Annotated in this window: 19 protein-coding genes; 7 read left to right on the top strand and 12 right to left on the bottom strand. The window is 63.4% G+C overall.

Annotated elements, in window-relative coordinates; all coding sequences use genetic code 11:
• Window positions 1-4: 4 nt before the first annotated feature.
• The 5 genes from MU521_RS01525 to MU521_RS01505 all read right to left on the bottom strand — a co-directional run bounded on the left by MU521_RS01525 (window position 5) and on the right by MU521_RS01505 (window position 3030).
• A complete protein-coding gene (locus MU521_RS01525) occupies window positions 5-847 on the bottom strand; it encodes an ion transporter (RefSeq protein ID WP_092686575.1) in 843 nt (280 codons plus the stop codon).
• 211 nt (window positions 848-1058) lie between these two features.
• The gene (locus MU521_RS01520) at window positions 1059-1475 is read right to left on the bottom strand and encodes a PIN domain-containing protein (RefSeq protein ID WP_092686578.1); all 417 of its coding nucleotides are present in this window, start codon (window positions 1473-1475) and stop codon (window positions 1059-1061) included.
• Between the two features lie 7 nt (window positions 1476-1482).
• Entirely contained in the window at window positions 1483-1713 is a 231-nt protein-coding gene (locus MU521_RS01515) for a hypothetical protein (protein ID WP_092686582.1), read from the bottom strand.
• 202 nt (window positions 1714-1915) lie between these two features.
• Complete coding sequence (locus tag MU521_RS01510) at window positions 1916-2221, bottom strand: chorismate mutase (RefSeq protein ID WP_092686585.1); 306 nt, start codon at window positions 2219-2221, stop codon at window positions 1916-1918.
• Window positions 2179-3030, bottom strand: a complete 852-nt coding sequence (locus MU521_RS01505; protein WP_092686588.1) for a shikimate kinase — start codon at window positions 3028-3030, stop codon at window positions 2179-2181. Before MU521_RS01505 ends, MU521_RS01510 begins: the two co-directional genes overlap by 43 nt.
• Window positions 3031-3152: 122 nt before the next feature.
• On the opposite strand from MU521_RS01505, the gene MU521_RS01500 reads away from it, so the two are divergent.
• Window positions 3153-3584, top strand: a complete 432-nt coding sequence (locus MU521_RS01500; protein ID WP_092686635.1) for a DUF5796 family protein — start codon at window positions 3153-3155, stop codon at window positions 3582-3584.
• A 3-nt stretch (window positions 3585-3587) separates the two neighbouring features.
• Here MU521_RS01500 and MU521_RS01495 read toward each other — a convergent pair whose 3' ends face one another.
• Together MU521_RS01495 and MU521_RS21355 are read right to left on the bottom strand one after the other, a co-directional pair.
• Window positions 3588-4586, bottom strand: a complete 999-nt coding sequence (locus MU521_RS01495; RefSeq protein ID WP_092686637.1) for a DUF5784 family protein — start codon at window positions 4584-4586, stop codon at window positions 3588-3590.
• A gap of 74 nt (window positions 4587-4660) precedes the next feature.
• Window positions 4661-4786, bottom strand: a complete 126-nt coding sequence (locus MU521_RS21355) for a hypothetical protein (protein WP_281186975.1) — start codon at window positions 4784-4786, stop codon at window positions 4661-4663.
• A gap of 104 nt (window positions 4787-4890) precedes the next feature.
• Here MU521_RS21355 and MU521_RS01490 point away from each other — a divergent pair, with 104 nt between their 5' ends.
• A complete protein-coding gene (locus MU521_RS01490) occupies window positions 4891-6822 on the top strand; it encodes an ABC transporter ATP-binding protein (protein WP_092686640.1) in 1932 nt (643 codons plus the stop codon).
• 334 nt (window positions 6823-7156) lie between these two features.
• The gene (locus MU521_RS01485; protein WP_092686644.1) at window positions 7157-7474 is read left to right on the top strand and encodes an RPA12/RPB9/RPC11 RNA polymerase family protein; all 318 of its coding nucleotides are present in this window, start codon (window positions 7157-7159) and stop codon (window positions 7472-7474) included.
• Window positions 7475-7876: 402 nt separating this feature from the next.
• On the opposite strand, the gene MU521_RS01480 is transcribed toward MU521_RS01485, so the two are convergent.
• Window positions 7877-8068 (bottom strand): DUF5786 family protein, encoded by a 192-nt coding sequence (locus MU521_RS01480; RefSeq protein WP_092686647.1) that lies wholly within the window; start codon window positions 8066-8068, stop codon window positions 7877-7879.
• 387 nt (window positions 8069-8455) lie between these two features.
• On the opposite strand from MU521_RS01480, the gene MU521_RS01475 reads away from it, so the two are divergent.
• A complete protein-coding gene (locus tag MU521_RS01475; protein ID WP_092686650.1) occupies window positions 8456-10366 on the top strand; it encodes a beta-CASP ribonuclease aCPSF1 in 1911 nt (636 codons plus the stop codon).
• Between the two features lie 12 nt (window positions 10367-10378).
• On the opposite strand, the gene MU521_RS01470 is transcribed toward MU521_RS01475, so the two are convergent.
• Window positions 10379-10903 (bottom strand): macro domain-containing protein, encoded by a 525-nt coding sequence (locus tag MU521_RS01470; RefSeq protein ID WP_092686653.1) that lies wholly within the window; start codon window positions 10901-10903, stop codon window positions 10379-10381.
• Window positions 10904-10955: 52 nt separating this feature from the next.
• The gene (locus MU521_RS01465) at window positions 10956-11348 is read right to left on the bottom strand and encodes an NUDIX domain-containing protein (RefSeq protein WP_092686656.1); all 393 of its coding nucleotides are present in this window, start codon (window positions 11346-11348) and stop codon (window positions 10956-10958) included.
• Window positions 11349-11488: 140 nt separating this feature from the next.
• On the opposite strand from MU521_RS01465, the gene MU521_RS01460 reads away from it, so the two are divergent.
• Window positions 11489-11731 (top strand): amphi-Trp domain-containing protein, encoded by a 243-nt coding sequence (locus tag MU521_RS01460; protein WP_092686659.1) that lies wholly within the window; start codon window positions 11489-11491, stop codon window positions 11729-11731.
• Between the two features lie 346 nt (window positions 11732-12077).
• Here MU521_RS01460 and MU521_RS01455 read toward each other — a convergent pair whose 3' ends face one another.
• On the bottom strand, window positions 12078-14369 hold the full coding sequence (locus MU521_RS01455; protein ID WP_175452727.1) for a DUF2298 domain-containing protein: 2292 nt from the start codon (window positions 14367-14369) through the stop codon (window positions 12078-12080).
• Between the two features lie 474 nt (window positions 14370-14843).
• On the opposite strand from MU521_RS01455, the gene MU521_RS01450 reads away from it, so the two are divergent.
• Window positions 14844-15512: a DUF7504 family protein gene (locus tag MU521_RS01450; protein WP_092686664.1), complete on the top strand. Its 669-nt coding sequence runs from the start codon at window positions 14844-14846 to the stop codon at window positions 15510-15512.
• Between the two features lie 103 nt (window positions 15513-15615).
• The gene (locus tag MU521_RS01445) at window positions 15616-16854 is read left to right on the top strand and encodes an MFS transporter (RefSeq protein ID WP_092686667.1); all 1239 of its coding nucleotides are present in this window, start codon (window positions 15616-15618) and stop codon (window positions 16852-16854) included.
• A 15-nt stretch (window positions 16855-16869) separates the two neighbouring features.
• Here MU521_RS01445 and MU521_RS01440 read toward each other — a convergent pair whose 3' ends face one another.
• Window positions 16870-18750: a cation:proton antiporter domain-containing protein gene (locus tag MU521_RS01440; protein WP_245681118.1), complete on the bottom strand. Its 1881-nt coding sequence runs from the start codon at window positions 18748-18750 to the stop codon at window positions 16870-16872.
• Window positions 18751-19007: the final 257 nt, after the last annotated feature.

The following is a 19007-nucleotide window of genomic DNA, read 5'->3' as shown; positions in this document are numbered from 1 at the left end:
GGGATCACTCCCGGGAGTCGTGTTCCTGGTAGATGACGTGCCCGCAGGCCTTGCAGTGGGACGCGTCCGGGTCGTGGTATTCGAGGCCACACTCGGGACAGGTGACGTTGACTTTCTCCCGGCTGGTCCACTCCTTGAGGATCTTGCTGGCCTGCCGCGGGATGACGATGATCGCCGCGAGGATCGACGCGACGGTGATCCACTTGCCCGCCGCCGTCATCGGGACGATGTCGCCGAAGCCGACCGTCGAGAGCGTCACGACGGTGTAGTAGAACGCGTCACCGAACGTGTCGACGTTCGGATTGACGCCGTGTTCGGCGGTGTAGAAGAGCCCGGCCGACGCCGACAGGAGGACCAGAATCGTGAGCAGGAGCTTCATCGCTCGCAGCGTGTTGTCCGAGACGGTCCCAAAGAAGAACTCCGCGTCCTGCGTGAACCGGTAGAAACGCAAGAACCGGACGATGCGGAGGATTCGCAGGAATCCCACGTTGACCGCGAAGATCGACGCCGGGAACGCGACCAGCAATAGCGTCGGCAAGATGGCGAACAGGTCCACCATCGTGTAGCCGTTCAGGAACTCCGCGACTCTGTTTTGCGCGCCGTAGAGTCGGAGCACGTACTCGATCATGAACACGGCCGCGATAGCGACTTCGAGCGTCCACAGCAGGTCCCGGAACCGATCCGCGAGCGGGTACGTCTCGACCACGAACAGACAGACGAACAGCAGATTCAACAGGAGCAAGGTGATGTCGATGGCTTTCCCGAGGTACGTCCGGTGATCGAGCAAATAAAACCGGACCGTCTTCCGGAGGTCTCGATCGCCCGACACGGACTCGTCGCCGTCCATACGTCGCGTAGTGGTGGCCCCGTTACAAAGGTGCCCGTCTACCGCGACTCCCGCTGTTCGACCTCGTTCAGGTAGCTGAGGTCAATTATGCAATCTCGGGAAAACGACGCCCGGTGACAATCTCAGCCTGTCGAATACGGACGACAGCACTCTTCACTAGATGGCATTTATAAAAAGACCTCCCGTGGACTCCAATCGGCTTCTCGGTCGGCTAGCGTTTGTCGAACGAGTCAATCACGTCGGTTGTCGAATAGGTCTCGACGATATCTTGTTCACGGAAGTCGCTATCGTCGCTCCAGACGTCCGCATCATTGGCAAGGGCACACGCGAGGTACAGAACGTCATCGGGATCAGTCTCGCCGATGGCTGCCTCGGCCTCCTCGATATATGGATGGAATTTGCTGGCGGGGACGACTTCGATATACTGGAACAGAAGGTCGATGAACTGTGCGACTCGGTCCGGGTGCATCCCGGACTTATCGACGATTAACTCCGTGTAGTTCTCTATTTCGTCACGGACGAATTCGGGTGTCAGGAGATCCGGTTCAAGCGTCACGATGAGTTCGCGGGTTTTCGAGTCGGCGATGAGCGCAGAGATGACGACATTGGCGTCGATGACCAGCTTCATTGAAAGACTACTCCGACTGCTTCTCGACGCGTTCGCGTCCGGCCTCGTTGATTCTGTCAGCGATGTCGGCGACGTCGTTCTCGGTGAGTTCGCTGCCGGACGTGAGTTCGTCCATGACTTCGAGGGTCTCGACTTTCTCTTGGATAGCCTGACGAGTAACCTCGCTCCAGTTGATTTCCGGATGTTCCTCCATCCGGTCTTTGAGGTCGTCGTCGACGTTGACGGTGATACTGGGCATACAGAAAACTATGTGTACACAGGACACTGTGTCTTTCGGTGAGATCGGTTCTGAGACAGATCGGTTGGACTCCGGATCGGTCGAGTACTAACGTCGCCGATCAGCCTACTCCTGTCTCTCCACCGGTGAGGAATCACACTGCTATCTGAAGCGAATTATCGGACGAACAGCGCCCACTCCTCCCTGAGAAGGTCGATTTCGGCTACCGACTCTCCCGCTGTTCGACCTTGTTCAACTCGATCAGCAGTCGGAAGACGGCCTTGACGAGGTTCGAGTCCACGTCGAACCGTTCGGCGTTCTCGCCGGCCCGTTCCATCACGGCCTGTTCCTGCTCCTCGTCGGTCGTCGGGAGGCCCTGTTCCTCCTTGACGGCCGCGATGGTCTCGGCCACGTAGGTGCGCTGGGCGATCAACTCCACGAGCTCTTGGTCGATGGACTGGATCTCCTCGCGGAGTTCGTCCAGATTCATCTCTTCTGTGCGCCGTCGGTCTGTGTCGTTGTCAGCCATGTATTACCGTCTCGTTCCGTCCAGATGTCCCGAACTGTTTTGAGTGCGCTGTGCTCGCCGACCGCCGTGAAACTCGGGCCGGTCCCCGAGAGGGAGACGCCCTCGACCAGCGGCATCGCCTCGACGATGGGCTCTGTGGGAAAATCGAGTGCCGCACAGTAGGCGAGGCCGTTGACCGTCATCGCCCGGGCGAAGTCGCCGTCGAGGGCGAGGTCGGCCACCAGCTCGGCCATCGGCGCGACCTGCTCGCACCGATCCACGTCGGCGTCGGCCGAGAACGACCGCTCGGGCGGCGTCCACACCAGCACGGACCAGTCGCGTTCCTCGCGAGCCAGCAACTCGTCTGCGGTGTTGTCGGTGACGGTGACGCCGCCGAGCATGCTCGCGCTCGCGTCGTCGAACGCGCCCGTCACCGTGACGCCAGCGTCGCGGGCGGCTCGCACGCCGATCCGACAGGCGTCCTCGCGGTCGACCTCGTCGCTCGCGTCGAGCGCCGAGAGCGTCGCCAGCACGGTCGCGTTCGCGGCCGCGCTGGAACTTTTCAGCCCGGAGGCCATCGGGACCTCGCTCTCGGTCCGGACCGTCCCGCCCTGTCCGTCGCCGAACCGCTGGACGACGCGCTCGACGCAGCGTTCGATCAGTCGCGTGTCCGCGTCGGGTGCGCCGGCGATTTCGCCCTCGACGCCGTCCTCGTCGGTCAACTCGACGGTCGCCGTCGTGTAGGCGTCGATAGCGAACGCCGATCCCGTGCCGGTCGCGAGGGCGTTCAACACCGTCCCTGCCGCTGGGGCCCGTGCCCGACCTTCCATCACCCGTTCCTCTCGTATCTCGGTACTTACTTGTGGTGGTTGCCGGCCGGGCTCGGTAGTCGAGCGAAGCGAGTCTACCGGTGGTCCGACGGGATTTTGCCCGCGGGGACGAACCATCCGGTATGACCTCCCGCGAGGAAGTCTCCCCGCAGACTCTGCCGATAGAACTCACCGAGGACGGGATCACCGTCGAGTACAACGACGGGCGCGAGGCGTTCTACCGGGGTGTCCCCCAGAGACGCGAATCACCGCTCCGGACCGCGCCCGGCCGTGACGTGCACGTTCTCGTCACCGACGCCAGCGAGCAACAGGGCGTGTTGACCTACGTGAACGACCTGAAGACGCACGCCGAGATTCTGGAAGAGACCGGCGTCGGTCGCGTCATGCTCGAACCCGACGAGCAGACGACGGTATTCCCCGGCGTCAGTGTCCGCAACGAGGCCCACCGCGTAGTCGTCGACGCCGACCTCGACCGCGCCGACGGCCGCGTGTTCGTCTTCGAGGAGAACCAGATGGGCGAGCGGTCCCTCGAGATCGTCGCGGACGCGGAGTAAGTCTCAGCCCGTCTCGATACCCTCGGGTAGATCCAGCGGGACGCTCCCTTTCGTGTAGCCCTCGACGCGGCCGTCGGGCCAGGCCCGGAACACGACCGCGGGGCGGTGCCGGACCTCGGGTCGCTCGGCCAGCAGCGTCTCCCAGTGATGGTCGGCAAAGGAGGAACAGTCGACGAACAGAGCCACGCCGCCCTCGTGTTCGGAGAGCTGGCCGCTGACTTTCGTCTCGGTGGTCTCGCGGATCGATTTGCTCGCCGAATCCGCGGCCCGCTCCGCGGGCGGCTGCGGCCGAGTTACCTCCACGAGGACGCCCCGGCCGTTCTCGTCCGCGCGGAAGTCGATGAAGTGGCCGGTCGTCACTTCGATCTCCGGGGTGACCTCGTAGCCGGCCTCGTGGAGCATCTTGGCCACCGTAAACTCGCTCATCGTCGAGCGCATCCGGCCGACGTTGAGGTGTTCGCTCGTGCCGAGCTTCGACGCCATCGTGTAGCGGTCGTCGAGCGCGTCGGTCCCCAGGAACTCCTCGTAGAACTGGAGCCCCTCCTCGGGATCGGCGTCGGGGAAACCGGCGGCGTGGTCGTGCAGGAACTCACGCGTCGTGTGTCGGCCGTCCTTCGAGAGCAGGACGGGCAGGAAAAAGTGCGAGATCGTCGGGTACTCGGCCAGCCAGGGCGACTCCTCGTGGAGCTGGGCCAGTAGTTCGCGCTGGGCCCACTCCGAGATCCGGTCGGGCACCTGCGAGAAGGTGTACTTCTCGGTGCGCCAGAGCGCGCTGGGCGTCTCGGTGTTGCCCAGCCAGTAGCCCTGCCCGTTCCAGGCGAACAGGGCGATGTCACCGTTGTTCATCTCGAACCGGCGGGCCTCGTAGCCCGCTGGCTGTTTGAACCAGGGCCTGCGCATGGTGGCCCCGAGGTTGGTGTCTAGGGGGCCCAGCAGGTCCGACCGGACTCGTCCCTCGGTCCAGCGCTCGTTCGACACGCGAAAGCGGAGCGGCTTCGCCACACACGCATTTGCCTATCGAGTGTTTTACGTGTTCCGCGTCTCGGCCGAAGAAAACGGTCGGTTACGACTCCTCGTCACGCCGGTGCCGCGACCGGGGACGGGTCGTCGCCCCCGTTGATGATCCGTTCGACAACGTCACCGATATCCGGCGCGTCCCGGTCCTCGTCGCTCTCTCGCGGGTCGTACGGAGCGATCGGCATGGGAGTCGCACCCCGTCGAACGTCGTCGGCCCGGCGAAAAAACGCTTGTGCCGACCGCGACCCGAGTGCGGGCCATACTTGACGCTGGAGCCGTTGCCCAGAACATGGCCGACGAACACGGGGGATTCGAGCACGTTCGCGAGACCGTCGAGGGGAACGCAGTCTGGCGGCTCGTCGGCTACGCGCGCCCCTACTGGCTCACCCTCTCGGTCGGCGTCGTCGCCTCCTTTCTGACCCGCTTCGCGCGACTGGTCCCGCCGATCATCGTGGCGACGGCCATCGACCGCGTCGTCCTCCAGTCCGGCGACCCGGGACTGCTGGCGACGGTCGGGCTGGTCCCCACCGGGACGATCGCGGGGGACGCTGCGCGACTGGCCTTCCTCGAACGGCTGGTCGTCATCGCCGCGCTGGCCTACCTGCTCCGTTCGGTGGCCCGATTCGTGGGTCGCTACCTGATCCAGGCGACCGCCCAGAAGATCCAGCGGGACCTCCGGGACGACGCCTACGACCACCTCCAGCACCTCTCGATGGACTTCTTCGCCAACCACCAGACCGGCGGAATGCTGTCGATCCTCAACTCCGACATCAATAGACTGGAGTCGTTTCTCAACACGGAGTTCCGGCAGTTCATTCGGATGCTGGCCACGGTCGGCGGTATCGCCATGGTGCTGGCGTACTACTCGCCGCGGCTGGCGCTGATCGCGCTCGCGCCGGTGCCGCTCATCGGTATCGCCAGCGCGGTCTTCCTGCGCTGGATCGAACCCCGATACCGGGAGATCCGACAGACCGTCTCGCGGCTGAACACCCGGTTAGAGAACAACCTCGGCGGCGTCGCCGTCGTGAAGGCGTTCAACCGTTACGGCTTCGAGCGGGACCGCGTCGCCGCCCAGAGCCAGCAGTACCACGACGAGAAAGTCGCCGCGCTCCGCATCCGGCGGGCCTTCTTCGCCGTGCTCCGCATGCTCACGGGTATCGTGTTCGTCCTCGTCCTCTACATCGGCGGCCGGGACATCATCCTCGCGGGCCCGGAGGAGGCGATCATCTCGACGGGTTTCTTCGCCGCCTTCTTCCTCTATCTCCGCCGCCTGTACTCCCCCATGCGCCGCATCGGCAAGTCGGCGAACAAGTACCAGCTCGCCCACTCCAGCGCCGAGCGCGTGTTCGGCCTGCTCGACACCGAGCCGACGATCACCGATCCCGACGACCCGTACCGGCCCGACGAGATCGACGGCGCGGTCGAGTTCGACGACGTGACCTTCGCCTACGGCGACGGCGAACCGGTCGTCCGCGGCGTCTCCCTCGACGTGCCCGCCGGGGCGACGGTGGGGCTGGCTGGGGCGACGGGTGCAGGCAAGTCCACACTGCTGAAGCTCATTCCGCGGCTCTACGACGTGGACTCTGGAGTCGTGCGCGTCGACGGGACCGACGTGCGCGAGTACGACCTCCGCCGACTCCGCGAGGAGATCGCCGTCGTCGAGCAGAACCCGTACCTGTTCTCCGGGACCGTCGCCGAGAACATCGCGTACGGCGACGAACTCGCCCTGGAGGTCGAGAGCGACAGCCGGTCGGTCGATGCCGAGCGTGAGGGCGAGGTCCGCGAGCGCGTCGTCGAGGCCGCGACGGCCGCCGAGGCCCACGAGTTCGTGCAGGATCTCCCCGACGGGTACGACACGCAGGTTGGCGAGCGCGGGATCAAGCTCTCGGGCGGCCAGCGCCAGCGCGTCGCCATCGCCCGAGCCCTGCTCAACGACCCCGCGATCATCGTCTTCGACGAGGCGACGAGTGACGTGGATACCGAGACGGAGGAGTTGATCCAGGAGAGCCTCGACCGCCTCATCGAGGACCGCACCGCCTTCGTCATCGCCCACCGGCTCTCGACGATCAAGGACGCCGACCGCATCGTCGTGATGGACGAGGGCGAAATCGTCGAGTCGGGCACCCACGAGGACCTGCTGGCCGTCGAGGGCGGGGCCTACGCCGACCTGTGGGCGGCACAGGCCGACGAAGAACGGTCGAAGTCGGTCGCCGACGATTGAGGGGACGGTGCTGTGTCGATATCCACAGTCGCCGATGGGTTCCGGGCACCGTGCTGAATGGCGGATAGAGAGAGAGGACTGTCTATCGTGGCAGAAACAATTGACATCCTCGGGCTGTGCTGAATACAGGGCGCGTATGCAGCACGTCGCACACCGAGAACCGGGACTGTCTGATTCGGCCAGTACAGAGGACACGAAATACAATGTCGGGCGAGATTTAACGTGGCTTGTTGCCTCTTCGATAACGCAGTATAGCCAGCATGAACAGTTGTCTGACATCCACGATGGATCGGAAGTTAATACATATATCCGATCTCAGTGTAATCTACGTTATATGCAATTCTGTGACGAGTGTGGGTCGCTGATGCACACGGAGGGAGACACGTGGGTGTGTCGCTCCTGTGAGAACGAGGAACCGCGGGACTCGCAAGCAGAAGCGGCGATGACGACCCAAGATGGACAGCGCGACGACGGGGCACCCGACGTGGCTGACGCGACCCAGGACGCCAACGAGACCATGCAGGAACCCTGTCCGGCCGAGGACTGCGACAGCGACCGGGCTCACTACGAGATGCTGCCCAAGCCGGGCGGCTCCTACGAGGTTCGGCTGTTCACCTGCGTCGAGTGCGGCCACAAATGGCGCGACTCCTGACGGCCCATCTCGCGGCCCCTGCCGCTTCCATGTGTGCAGACCGCCACATCGGGCTTCAAACTCCCGCTGGAACTCGTTTCCAAGCGGAGCTATCCACCGACTCCAACAACGATCTTAAAACTATCAACGATCTCTGTACAAGACCCCATCGGTCACCAATTCTGGATGCAGGTCTCATATAAACCCCCTTGCGGGGGATGGCGAAACAGCAGTGGATATTTTGGGGATACCCACGCTCCCACGCGAACCCGTGTCAGCTGGTGCGAACACGGGCATTGCATGGAGCCCTCGGCCGGGTGGCTTCATCGGGCACTGGATACAGAGTCATCGTCGCGCCGTCGATAAATCGCTTGTCCTTTCTGCCAGTCCTAATGGCGAAATAGCTGAGTCCGAGGATGCAACCTACTCGGTGGTCTCATTTTGGTCTTTGATTTTTTGTAGTTCATCGAGGAGCGTATCAGTCGACGCCCCGATATCGTATTCGACGTCGCCGTCGTGCTCGTGTTCATGGACACTGACGCTTTCAGAGTCGCCATCGTCTGTGTCGATCTCCTGGTTCTGCTGTTCGGATTCATCATAGCTCCCAAAACCCATATGCTATCACATACCTTCCACGCACTAAACTCGTGCGGCGAAATCGGAACCTGACTTCTGGGGCCACAATGCTTATGCGACGACATTAGATAGCTACGCCTGGGACACCGTAGGGGTACAGCCCGATGAGGCCAAACGGGCCGAGGGCAACCGGCAGTCTCGGTACGTTCGTACCGCGTGACGACCGAAAGTTAAGCTGAAACCGGTGGAGAGTGAGTTCTGGTCGTCTTTCTCCCCCGGTAACAAAACTCATATAAGCGCCGACCGGAATCCCTAATCAGATAGCGGCGAACGGTTTTCGTTCTTCCGCAGTCACCCCGTCCGAACACACATCTACGGATAGTCCATGCCAATTCGACCACCGTTACGCCACGAGTCCGAGAATTCATGAGTCCGAACGAACCCGACTTCGATACCCTCCGCGAGAAGATCACGTCGGAGATACCAACCGACCTGTCGGTCACTCGTGTCGCCTACGAGGGGCCACGGCTCGTCATCTACACGGATACGCCCAGAATGTTCGCCGAAGCAGACGGCGTCATCCCCCAACTGGCGAGCACACTCCGGAAGCGAATCACCGTCCGACCGTCGCCTGGGAGTCGAACACCACCAACCGACGCCAAGAGTCATCTCCACGACCTCCTCCCCGACGAGGCCGGCGTAAGCGAACTGGAGTTCTACCCCGAGACCGGTGAGGTCCTCATCGAGGCCGAAAAGCCCGGATTGGTCATCGGTCGGCAGGCGAGCAAACTCGACGAGATTACCCAGGAGATCGGCTGGACGCCGGAAGTCCTCCGAACACCGCCGATGGAGTCCTCGACGGTCGCAAACGTCCGAAACTTCCTCGTGCAGGAGCGAGCCGAACGCCGAGAGTTGCTTGAAGACATCGGGTCGGACATCTACGGTCCATCGCCCGACGACCCGGAGTGGGTCCGGATTACGACACTGGGGTGTTGCCGTGAGGTCGGCCGAGCGAGTTTCATTCTGAGTACGCCGAACACTCGCGTATTGATCGACTGCGGTGACAAACCCGGTGCCGAAGGCGAGGTGCCGTACCTCCAGATGCCTGAGGCGAATCCGATCGCGGACCTGGACGCTGTGGTTCTGACACACGCCCACCTCGACCACAGCGCCCTTCTCCCGCTGCTCTTCAAGTACGGGTACGACGGGCCGATCTACACGACCGCGCCGACGCGGGATCTGATGGGGTTGCTCCAGCTGGACTACCTGAACGTGGCCGCGAAGCAGGGCCGGACGCCCCCCTACGAGAGCGAGATGGTCCGGGAGACGCTCAAACACACGATCCCGGTCGACTACGGCGACGTCACCGATATCGCGCCGAATATCAAACTCACACTCCACAACGCGGGCCACATCCTCGGCAGTGCGGTCGCGCACTTCCACGTCGGCAGTGGCTTCCACAACGTCGTGTTCTCGGGCGATATCCACCACACCGACACGCGTCTGTTCAACGGTGCCGAGAACGACTTCCCGCGCGCCGAGACCCTCGTGATGGAGTCGACCTACGGTCGCAACGGCGACTACCAGACCGATCAGGAAGACTCCGAGCGGAAGCTGATCGACTTGATCTCCGAAACGTACGAACAGGGAGGGAAAGTCGTCATCCCGGCGTTCGCCGTGGGTCGCTCCCAGGAGATGATGCTCGTCTTCGAGGAGGCCATGCGCGAGGGACGGCTCCCGACGATGCCCGTGTATCTGGACGGGATGATCCGGGAGGCGACGGCGATCCACACCGCCTACCCCGAGTTCCTGCGGGACGGCCTGACCGACCGGATTCTCCACCAGGACGACAACCCGTTCATGGCCGAGCAGTTCCAGCAGGTCGACGGCGGCTCCGAGATGCGTCAGGACATCGCCGACGGCGAACCGTGTATCATCCTCTCGACCGCAGGGATGGTCAACGGTGGCCCGATTCTCTCGTGGCTGGAACTGCTCGGGACGGACCCGGACAACGCCCTGATTTTCGTCGGCTATCAGGCGGAGGGCACCCTCGGTCGCCAGATCCAGGGCGGGCGGCGGGAAATATCCCTCGACGACGGCAGGGGTTCCGACCGCCTGCAACTCCGGTTCGACATCGAGTCCGTCAGCGGATTCTCGGGTCACGCCGACCGGAACGGGCTGGAGAACTTCGTCCGGACGATGCACCCGCAACCCGAAGAGGTCCTCTGTGTCCACGGCGACGAGACGGCCACGGATCAGTTCTCCTCGGCGTTGTACCAGAAACTCAACTGCCGGACGTACGCGCCGAAGAATCTGGAGACTTTCAGACTCAGGTGAACGAGCGTTTCGTCACTCCTGCTGGTCGTCGTTCGACTCGAGCCGATCCGCGATCTCCTGCACAGTCTCGTACTCCGGCGTCGAGTACGCGATGACCCGAACGTCGTCCAGCGTGTCGGGTCCGTACTGCCAGATCGCTTCACAGACGATCTGGGCACCGGTCTCGAAGTCGAACCCGGCTGCGCCGGTGCCGAGAATCGGAACGACGAGTGATTCACAGCCGAGTTCGTCGGCTCTCTCCAACGTGTTCTCCGTCGCCTCGCGGATACTCTCCGTGGTCGCCCGTCCGTCGCCGTAGTGGGGCATCGCGGCGGCGTGAATGACGTGTTCGGCGTCGAGTTCGTACGCGTCGGTGACGGCGACCGCCCCGAGATCGACGGGTCCCTTCGAAACCGCTTCGTCGTTGATCGGTCCATGTGCGCCTCGACGGAGCGCGCCCGCCACGCCGCTGCCCATCTGGAGGCTCGTTCCGGCCGCGTTCACGAGTGCATCGGCGCTCTGATCGGCGATGTCGCCTTCGATGACTGTGAACTCCATGTGGTTCCGTACGCCGTCGCCACAGTAAAATTCTCAGGAGTGCCGGGCTCGATCACTGGGGCAGTGCGTCGGTGACGATCCGCTCGTGATCGAATCCGAGCGGTGGCAGGTCAGACGGGTCGAACGTCTCCACCTGACGAGCCTCCTCTCGGGCAGTCGGCGATACGTCGCCAACCGGTGCGCACAGATACGCCGCGCTGACGTTGCCGCGTTCGTCACGGTCGGGATCGTCGTAGAGTCCGACGAACTCCTCGACCGTGACGTCGAGGCCTACTTCCTCACTCGTTTCGCGGACACAGGCCTCTCGCGCGGTTTCGTCGGGTTCGACGTAGCCCCCCGGCAACACCCAGTGGCCCTCGAAGGGTGGATGGTTCCGCTCCAGCAGAAGTACCTCGCCGCCCAGTTCGATCACCGCATCAGTGGTAAGTGCTCGTTGGTCGCCCATACCTGACGATAGTGCGACTTCCTGAAAGGGATACAGGCCGAAGTGACCGCCTCGTCGGTTTCGGATCGACGGGAACCGCGTTTCCAAGTTCGTGAGAACTCCCCACACACCTATCGAACTGGACGGTGTGTTCTCACTGGATGCCCGAAGAACAACCCTTCAAGACCGAGAATCCACAGACCCGGTCGGAGATCGCCGAGACGCTCGCCGTGGCCGCGGAGGAGATCGAATCCGGGACGGTGCAACTGTCGGGTCCGGAGCAGGAGCGGGAGGTCACTGTCCCGGAGGAGCCGACCCTGGAGGTGGAACTGGAACGGCTGACTGACTCCGAAACCGGCGAACAGCGATACGAACTCGAATACGAGATCTCCTGGAGCGAGTAATTGGCCGCAAGGAATTGGGATTCGGGAATTCCCCGCCATCGTTTCGGCAGCGCCTCCAGTAGTCGATCATGCCCGAGAGTGCCGGGCTCTTTCGCCCCAAACTCCGATTCGATTAAAGAGACGATCAGCACACAGTCGGCGGAACTGACATCTTACACCGGAACTGATTCCCCGCACGCTGGGCAGTTCGACTCGTTATTTTCCGTCTCGAGCGCTGATCTGGGGCCAGTCCACCCACAGACTGGACACTGATGAGCGGATGAGTCACTCACACGGTTAGCTGGGTCTGCCAGACCGAAAAACGTGGTGTGGGAACACGAGCGACCCCGGTGTAGACCGGAGGGGGTCAGGCTGGTCTGGTCGAAAACTCGCGTCGGTCGATTGCTGACTGATTTACGCGGAATATCGTCACGTTATCGGCCTCGAATACCGGGGTCACAGCGGACTCGTTTCGAAAGAGCCCAGTTCCATATCGGTCACGTTCGATCGGTCCGTAGAAGACGTACCTGACGTCGTATCGCTCCAGCTGACGATACCGTTCCTGCTGGCCCCCGTTGAATATGAGTCCGACGTCGTCCACGCGACCCCAGTACGTATCGGAGCCTCGATAGCCGGCTTGGTGTGCCCAGCCAGCGGCGGTCGGAAGCCCAGTGAGACTGGAGGGTGCGTTGACCCAGTGGTATCCCTTCCAGATGTACGCACCAGGCGCACTCGCGATGGTCGGGGTTCCCGACCGATCGTCGAGCCAGTTGATCGCGGCCATCTGATCGGGATACCGTTGCTCGGCGAACGACAAGGCATTGAGCGTCGGATCGTCGGGTGTTCTGACACCATCGCTGTCGGCTGTCGTCCATTGATGAACGGCTCCAGCCCCGTACACGCTCGTCGAAAGGAGGAGCATGGACACCAGCGCTCCGCGTGTGGCCCGCCCGGAGATGTTCGGACGGGAACGCGACCAGTTACTCGCGAGGAACCGGGCGACGACGACGCCAGCGGCGATACCGAACAGGAGCCAGATCTGGGCGTAGGTTTTGAAGAACGTATTGAACCGGCCGGGGACGGCCGGTTCCTGGAGATACACGAGTTCGACTAACACGACGAGGCTCAAGCCCCCGAACGCCAGGAGAGCTTCGTAGCCCGTGGAGTCGAACTCGATGCTGCGAGTCCGGCGGAGAACGAACCAGGCGACGACGGCGAGGAGGCCAAACAGGACGACACCGGCGAAATCGGGGAAGAGCACACCAGCTGTGACTACGGCACCACCGACGAGAGCGATACGGGTCCGTGCGGAAGCGTCCGGGGAGAGCCGCCTGACGAGATACGGGACCAGTACGACCAGAAAGCCGCCGTGGATGACCAACAGCGCAGGTAGCGGGCTCCGGGATGGGAGGAAGGCGAGTGACATCCCAGACGTTGCGGTGACGGTCCAGAACGGAAGCGACCAGCCAATAGAGAGCAGCATCACGACGGCGACCGCGAGCGTCGAGGCAATCGCTCGCCCGGCAGCGGCTGCCCACGCAGGGATCGACAGTCGGTCCAGTGGGACGGCCGACCAGAGCCGGTCGAAGCCGAGTGTCGCCGGTGGTGCAGGCGCGAAATACAGCGTCAGCCAGACCAGGCCAGCGAGAACAGGTAACGCCCAGGCGTTCGTGGCTGTAACGAATCCCGAGATAGCGGGAACGACACCGAATAGCAATACAATCCGGTATCCACGTCGATCAGCAGGGGTCCAGAAGTAGACGTAGAGAATCGCGGTAACGAGCAGTTGGAACGGCATCGCGAGCATGTGGGCGTGCAGATCGCCGTTGAGATAGGCGAACAGCGGAAATTCGGAGATCATCCCCGGCACGATTCTGCTGGCCGGCCAGTAGTCGAACGAACCAGGCGCGAGCCCGACTTGTGCCGCCGGTTGAGAAACGAACGCCGACACAAGCAGATCCGGAAGCGCCCAAGCCGCGAGCCGAGCAACCGTCAGTAGATTGCTGGCGAATCCGACGAAGAACGCGCCCAGCAACGCGGCCGTGCGGCCGACCTTCCACCGTCGTCCGATGGCGCCGGCCAGCCCGTAGGCCGCGGTCACGAGGGTCGCATAGAACGTCGCCAGTGAGAGGTTGTAGGCGAAGCGAGCGGGCGTTCCGGTGAGCCTGGCGAGCAGCGACGCGACGAAGTGCCCGCCGTAGTAGTAGCTGAACGGTTCGCTGGCGAACCAAATATCCTCAGCCGGGAGCACGTCCGCTTCGAGGTGCGCCGTGAGGAGGCCGAAGTTCAGGAATTTCTCGCCACTGGATGGATTGACCGCTGGATCCATGGCCCGGAGTGAAATCATCAACAGAAAGGCGACGGTGAACAGCGCGTAGGCCGGCAGTCCAGCCCGGAACTGATGCCACCAGTTCTGCTGTCTCGTCGCTATAACTGCCCCAAACGCCATGAATCCGAGCCCTACCCACAGACCGAGCGCAATCGAAACGTGACCGATCCACAGTCCGACGATGCCGAGTAGCGAAAGGGCTATTGGCAGCCCGAACGCAGGCGCGTAGCGTCCGAGCTGGGGGAGTCCGCCGACTGCTATCGAGCCACCGGCTAACCCCAGTCCCACACAGAGGAGGAGCCAGACGGTGACGACGGAGATGTCGACCACCGGTGTGGTTGGTGGCTGCTGGTCACCGAATAAAAACACGTCGACATTGCCTGAATCGAATCGGGGCGAAGAGTATTTATCTCCGCGCTGTTATAGGTGTGCTAACTGGGCGATCGGTCCCGTCCTTTTTGCGCTTGCCGTTTGGCCCGCCGTCGCGGACCCGTGACGGCACTGCTCTTGAACGCGTGCCGTGTGTCCGTGGTTCCGGCGGCCACCGGTCCGCCTCGTGGGACGTTGCCGTGACCGCCCCTTGAATAGCCATGACTCATGAAACAGACCCCCCCTGCTCGGACTGCGGTGCAGGCCTCTTCGAACGGACGATCGACGTACAGGATCTCCCGTTTGCGACAGCAGCACGTGAAACGGTGACCGTCGCTGAGTGCCCGCGCTGTGGTGCGCGCTTCTACCCGGAGGACACGCTCTCGAGACTTCGTCGCTCGTCGACCGAACGCTCTCGTGGGGGGAGCTAACACGATGGACTCTGTCCCTGACTCCGGTTCCGAACACGACCGGCGAGCGGCTCTGAAGTTCCCGGACGCAGTGACCGACGGGGCAACGGTCCTGCTATGCGGATTCGACCCCACAGAGTTCGCCCTCGGACTCCGATGTCTCGGACAGTTCGGCTCGGCGGAGGACAGTGCCATCGTCGTCACGACGAAGCAGGGAGTTTCGGAAACGAGCGAGACGTATTCGTCGTTGCTTGGCACCGAGTCAGGGCCGTCGATCGGGGTCGTCGATATGGTGTCGGAAGGACAGTCAATTTCGGCGGCCTACGGCGAGGTGCCCACGGTGTACACCCCGTCACAGGGCGATACTGAGCGACTGGTCATCGGGCTCTCCGACCTGACCGGGAAGATCGCGGCCGGGGACAATCGACACTTGGTGGTCCGGTCACTCTCGCCGATGCTCAGTGCGACGTCGACGGCCAACGTGAGCGACGTTGTCGAGCGAATCTCCGGGCTGCGGACTGCGGACGGGCTGGCGGTCTTCGGGCTCGATTACACGGCCCACGACGAAGAGACGGTGGCAGCGATCGCGGAAACGGCCGACCGCGTCCTCTGGATCACCGAACAGTCCGACGGTGACATCGAGATGGATCTCCGGTCGACGCGGGCGGATTTCGGGCAGTTCACAGGCGAGTAGCCCTCGTCACCGCCTTCGGGTCACTGCCGACCGTGAGTGGTACTACCCCACACTGACGGCCCGAGCCGAGCGGCTTACCTGTCCGCCCTGACTGCCACCGAGTATGTCGAGTCGTCGGCAGTTCTACCCGCTCTATTTGACCCGGTTCGTCGGCAGCCTCGGATTCATCACGCTGTTGACCCTGTTGCCGACCTACATCGAACAGCTCGGGGCGACGGGTGTCGTCGTCGGCCTCTTCGTCACCGCGCTCAGCCTCGGGCGGGCCATCGCCATCGTGCCGATCGGATGGGCAGCCGACCGGTACAACAAGCACACGATACTGCTCGTGTCGCTGGCCCTGAGCGTCCTCGCGTACGCCTCGTTCACCGTCGTCGAGACGCCAGCCGGGTTCATCGTCGCTCGGACGCTCCAGGGGCTGAGCATCGTCGGTACCGGGATGATCAGCCTGGCGCTGGTCGGCGACATCGCCGCACCGGACGAACGAGCCAACCAGATCGGGAAGTACAACGCCTGGCGGATGGCCGCCGGCGTCGTCGGGACGCTGGGTGCCGGTGCGCTCTACGACGCGTTCGGATTCGAACCGATCTTCGCGGCACTGGTCGCGCTGTTCGTCCTCGCGACGCTCGGCGTCTGGGTGTTCGTCGAGGCCGACGAGACACAAGTCGCAGGGTTCGCCTTCTTCGATCTCGCCCTCAACGAGCGGATTCTCACGATCACGAGTTTCCGGGCCCAGTACGCCGTCTCCGTGACGCTCGTGCGTAACTGGGTGCCCATCTTCGTCGGCGTGTCGGTCGCCCGCGGCGGACTGGCGCTGTCCGCGGCCGCCGTCGGGGTGGCCGTCGCCGCCGAGAAGTTCACGAACATGCTCTGCCAGCCGATTACGGGCCGGTGGTCCGACCGCTTCGGCCGCGGTCTGTTCATCACGCTCGGTGGTGGTGCGTACGGCCTGATCGCACTGGCGATCCCCCTGGCACCGGCACTCGGAAGTCGTCTGGGGTTCTCGGTGGCAGTTCCTATCCTCGGGACGCTCCCGGCCGTGTTTTTCCTCGTGGTCGGATTGAACGGACTCCTCGGGGTGGCCGACGCCGTCCGGGAACCCGCGAGCATGGCGCTGTTCGCCGACGAGGGGAAGGACAACGGTATCGCGAGCAGTTTCGGCGTCCGCGGGCTGGTCTGGCGGCCGGGAGCCCTACTCGCTCCGCTCGTCGGCGGCTATCTCATGGATACAGCGGGAATGGCCTGGGTGTTCGTCGTCGGCGGCGTGGCCGCTCTCACCGGTGTGCTGACGTTCGCTGGGATCGTCGCGATGCGGTACGGCCCACGCGAACTCCTGCGCTGGTAGCGCCGAGAGAAGACCTCAGGCGGTATCGGCGTGAAGGTCCGGGTGACACTGTTCGAGCGCTCGGTGGACGGCGTCGCGTCGGCCGACGAAGGTAAGGTGGTCGCCGTGCTGGAGCGTCCACTCGGGATCGGGAATCTGTGACTCGCCGTCCCGGCTGACCAGCGCGACGAGGACGCCGTCCGGAAGTTCGCCGTCGAGGTCGCTGATCGACGTACCGACGAGGGTCTCCGCGGTCACCTCGATCTCCTGCACGTCACCCGCCCGACCGAGCTCCGACATCCACTCCGAGAGAGCCGGCCGCTCGATGGCGTTGTCCATCGATTGTGCGATGGAGTCGTCGGCCGAGATGGCCCGGACACCGAGTTCCTCGAAGGCCTCGGCGTTGCCGGGCGTGTTCACCCGGGCCAGTACAGTTTCGACATCGAACTTCGATTGGGTGAGCTGGGCGACGAGCAGGTTCGCGTCGTCGTCGCCGGTCGCCGCCGCGACGATTTTCGCGTTGCCGACCCCGACCGACCTGAGAACGTCCGTGTCGGTTCCGTCACCGAAATGCGCGGTGAAGCCCGCGTTCCGGGCCTGTTCGACCTGTTGCTGGTCGTTGTCGACGATGATGACGTTTTCGCCGCGATCCTCCAGCCGTTCGGCGAGGCCGCGACCGACGCGGCCGCCGCCAACAATGATGACACGCATGGGTAAGACGTTGAGTGCTTGTGCGATGTGTCGAGCGAATCCACCCTCGAACACGACGGTCGTCAGAATGACCAGAAAGACTGTTCCCACCAGGATGGTCGCCGCCTCGGGATTGGACCCACGGAGTTCGAGCGCGAACAGCGTGGCCACGCTCGCGGGAATGATCCCCCGGGGACCGACGGCGCTCATGAACAACCGTTCGCGGAACGAGAATCGGTTCCCGTACGTCGAAAGCATGACGGCCAGTGGCCGGATGACCACCACGACGACCACGACCACGAACAGCCCACCGACTCCGAGAGACAGCAGGTCGTCGAACGACAGCAGTGTCGCCAGCGAGATGAATACGAACGAGAGGACGATCAGCGTGAGGTCGCCTTTGAACGCCTCGATCTCGTCCTCGTATGGGAGATCGGCGTTCCCGAGGAGGATACCGGCCGTCGCGACGGCGGCGATCCCCGCTTCCGTGGCGAGTGCATCGGCGATTCCGTACGTCGCGATCGCACCGACGAGAACGATCAGTCGGGCGTTCCGGACTGCGTTCGACGGCGACAGGTCGACGTGTGCCAAGATATACCACAGGAAGCCAGCCGACAGGCCACCGACGAACACGCCGATCCCGAGGCGCGTCAGGAACGACTCGACGACCAGACTGAGGCCGGTCCCGCTGGATATGAGCACCTCGAAGACAGCGACCGCCATGATCGCCGCCATCACGTCGTTGACGATCCCCTCCGTTTCCAGCGCGGCACCAACCCGGTCACGGACTGGTACGACGTTCAGGATCGGCGTGACCACGGTCGGCCCCGTCGCCACGAGGAGCGACCCGACGAGGAACGACAGCGTCCACGAGGCGTCGAGCGCGAACCGGACGGCGAGGGCCGTCCCGAAGAGCGTGATCCCAGCCCCGATGGTCACCAAGCGGAACGCCTCTCGCGGCGTCTGCCGTAGCTTCGAGACTTTCAGATGGAATGCACCCTCGAACACGATGATCGCGACCGAGAGGCCGACGATTCCCGTGAGCGGACTTGGGCCACCGAACGATTCGAGGCTGACGATGTCGAGTCCCTCCGGCCCCACGGCGATCCCGGCGAGGATGAGAAAGAGGACGCTCGGGATCTCCAGCCGATCGGCTAACACCTGGGCCGTGACACCCAACCCTAAGATGGTCACGACGAGGGGGATCAAACTAGCCCCGGAACTCACAGTACCGACACCTATCTGGACCAATCCACTGACGGTATAAAATCCGTGTGAAATCCGCCGACAGACTGGGGTTCTCTCTGGCGGCCCGTCCTGTATCCGAACGCCGCTATCGGTAACAGCGATCCACCGACTATTTACGTCGTGGCGTTCGAGTGAACGTAACCGAAAGACGCGCTGTCCCCGGAGAAGGAGTACCAGTCGACGGATCATTTCGGCAGGACGCCGTTCCGTGCCGACGACATCAGACTCCTCCCTCT

Origin of the sequence: Halorientalis regularis, assembly GCF_023698535.1 — an archaeon.
GTDB lineage: Archaea > Halobacteriota > Halobacteria > Halobacteriales > Haloarculaceae > Halorientalis > Halorientalis regularis.
Note: the sequence above shows the minus strand (reverse complement) of the source record. Positions and strands in the feature narration are given on the sequence as shown.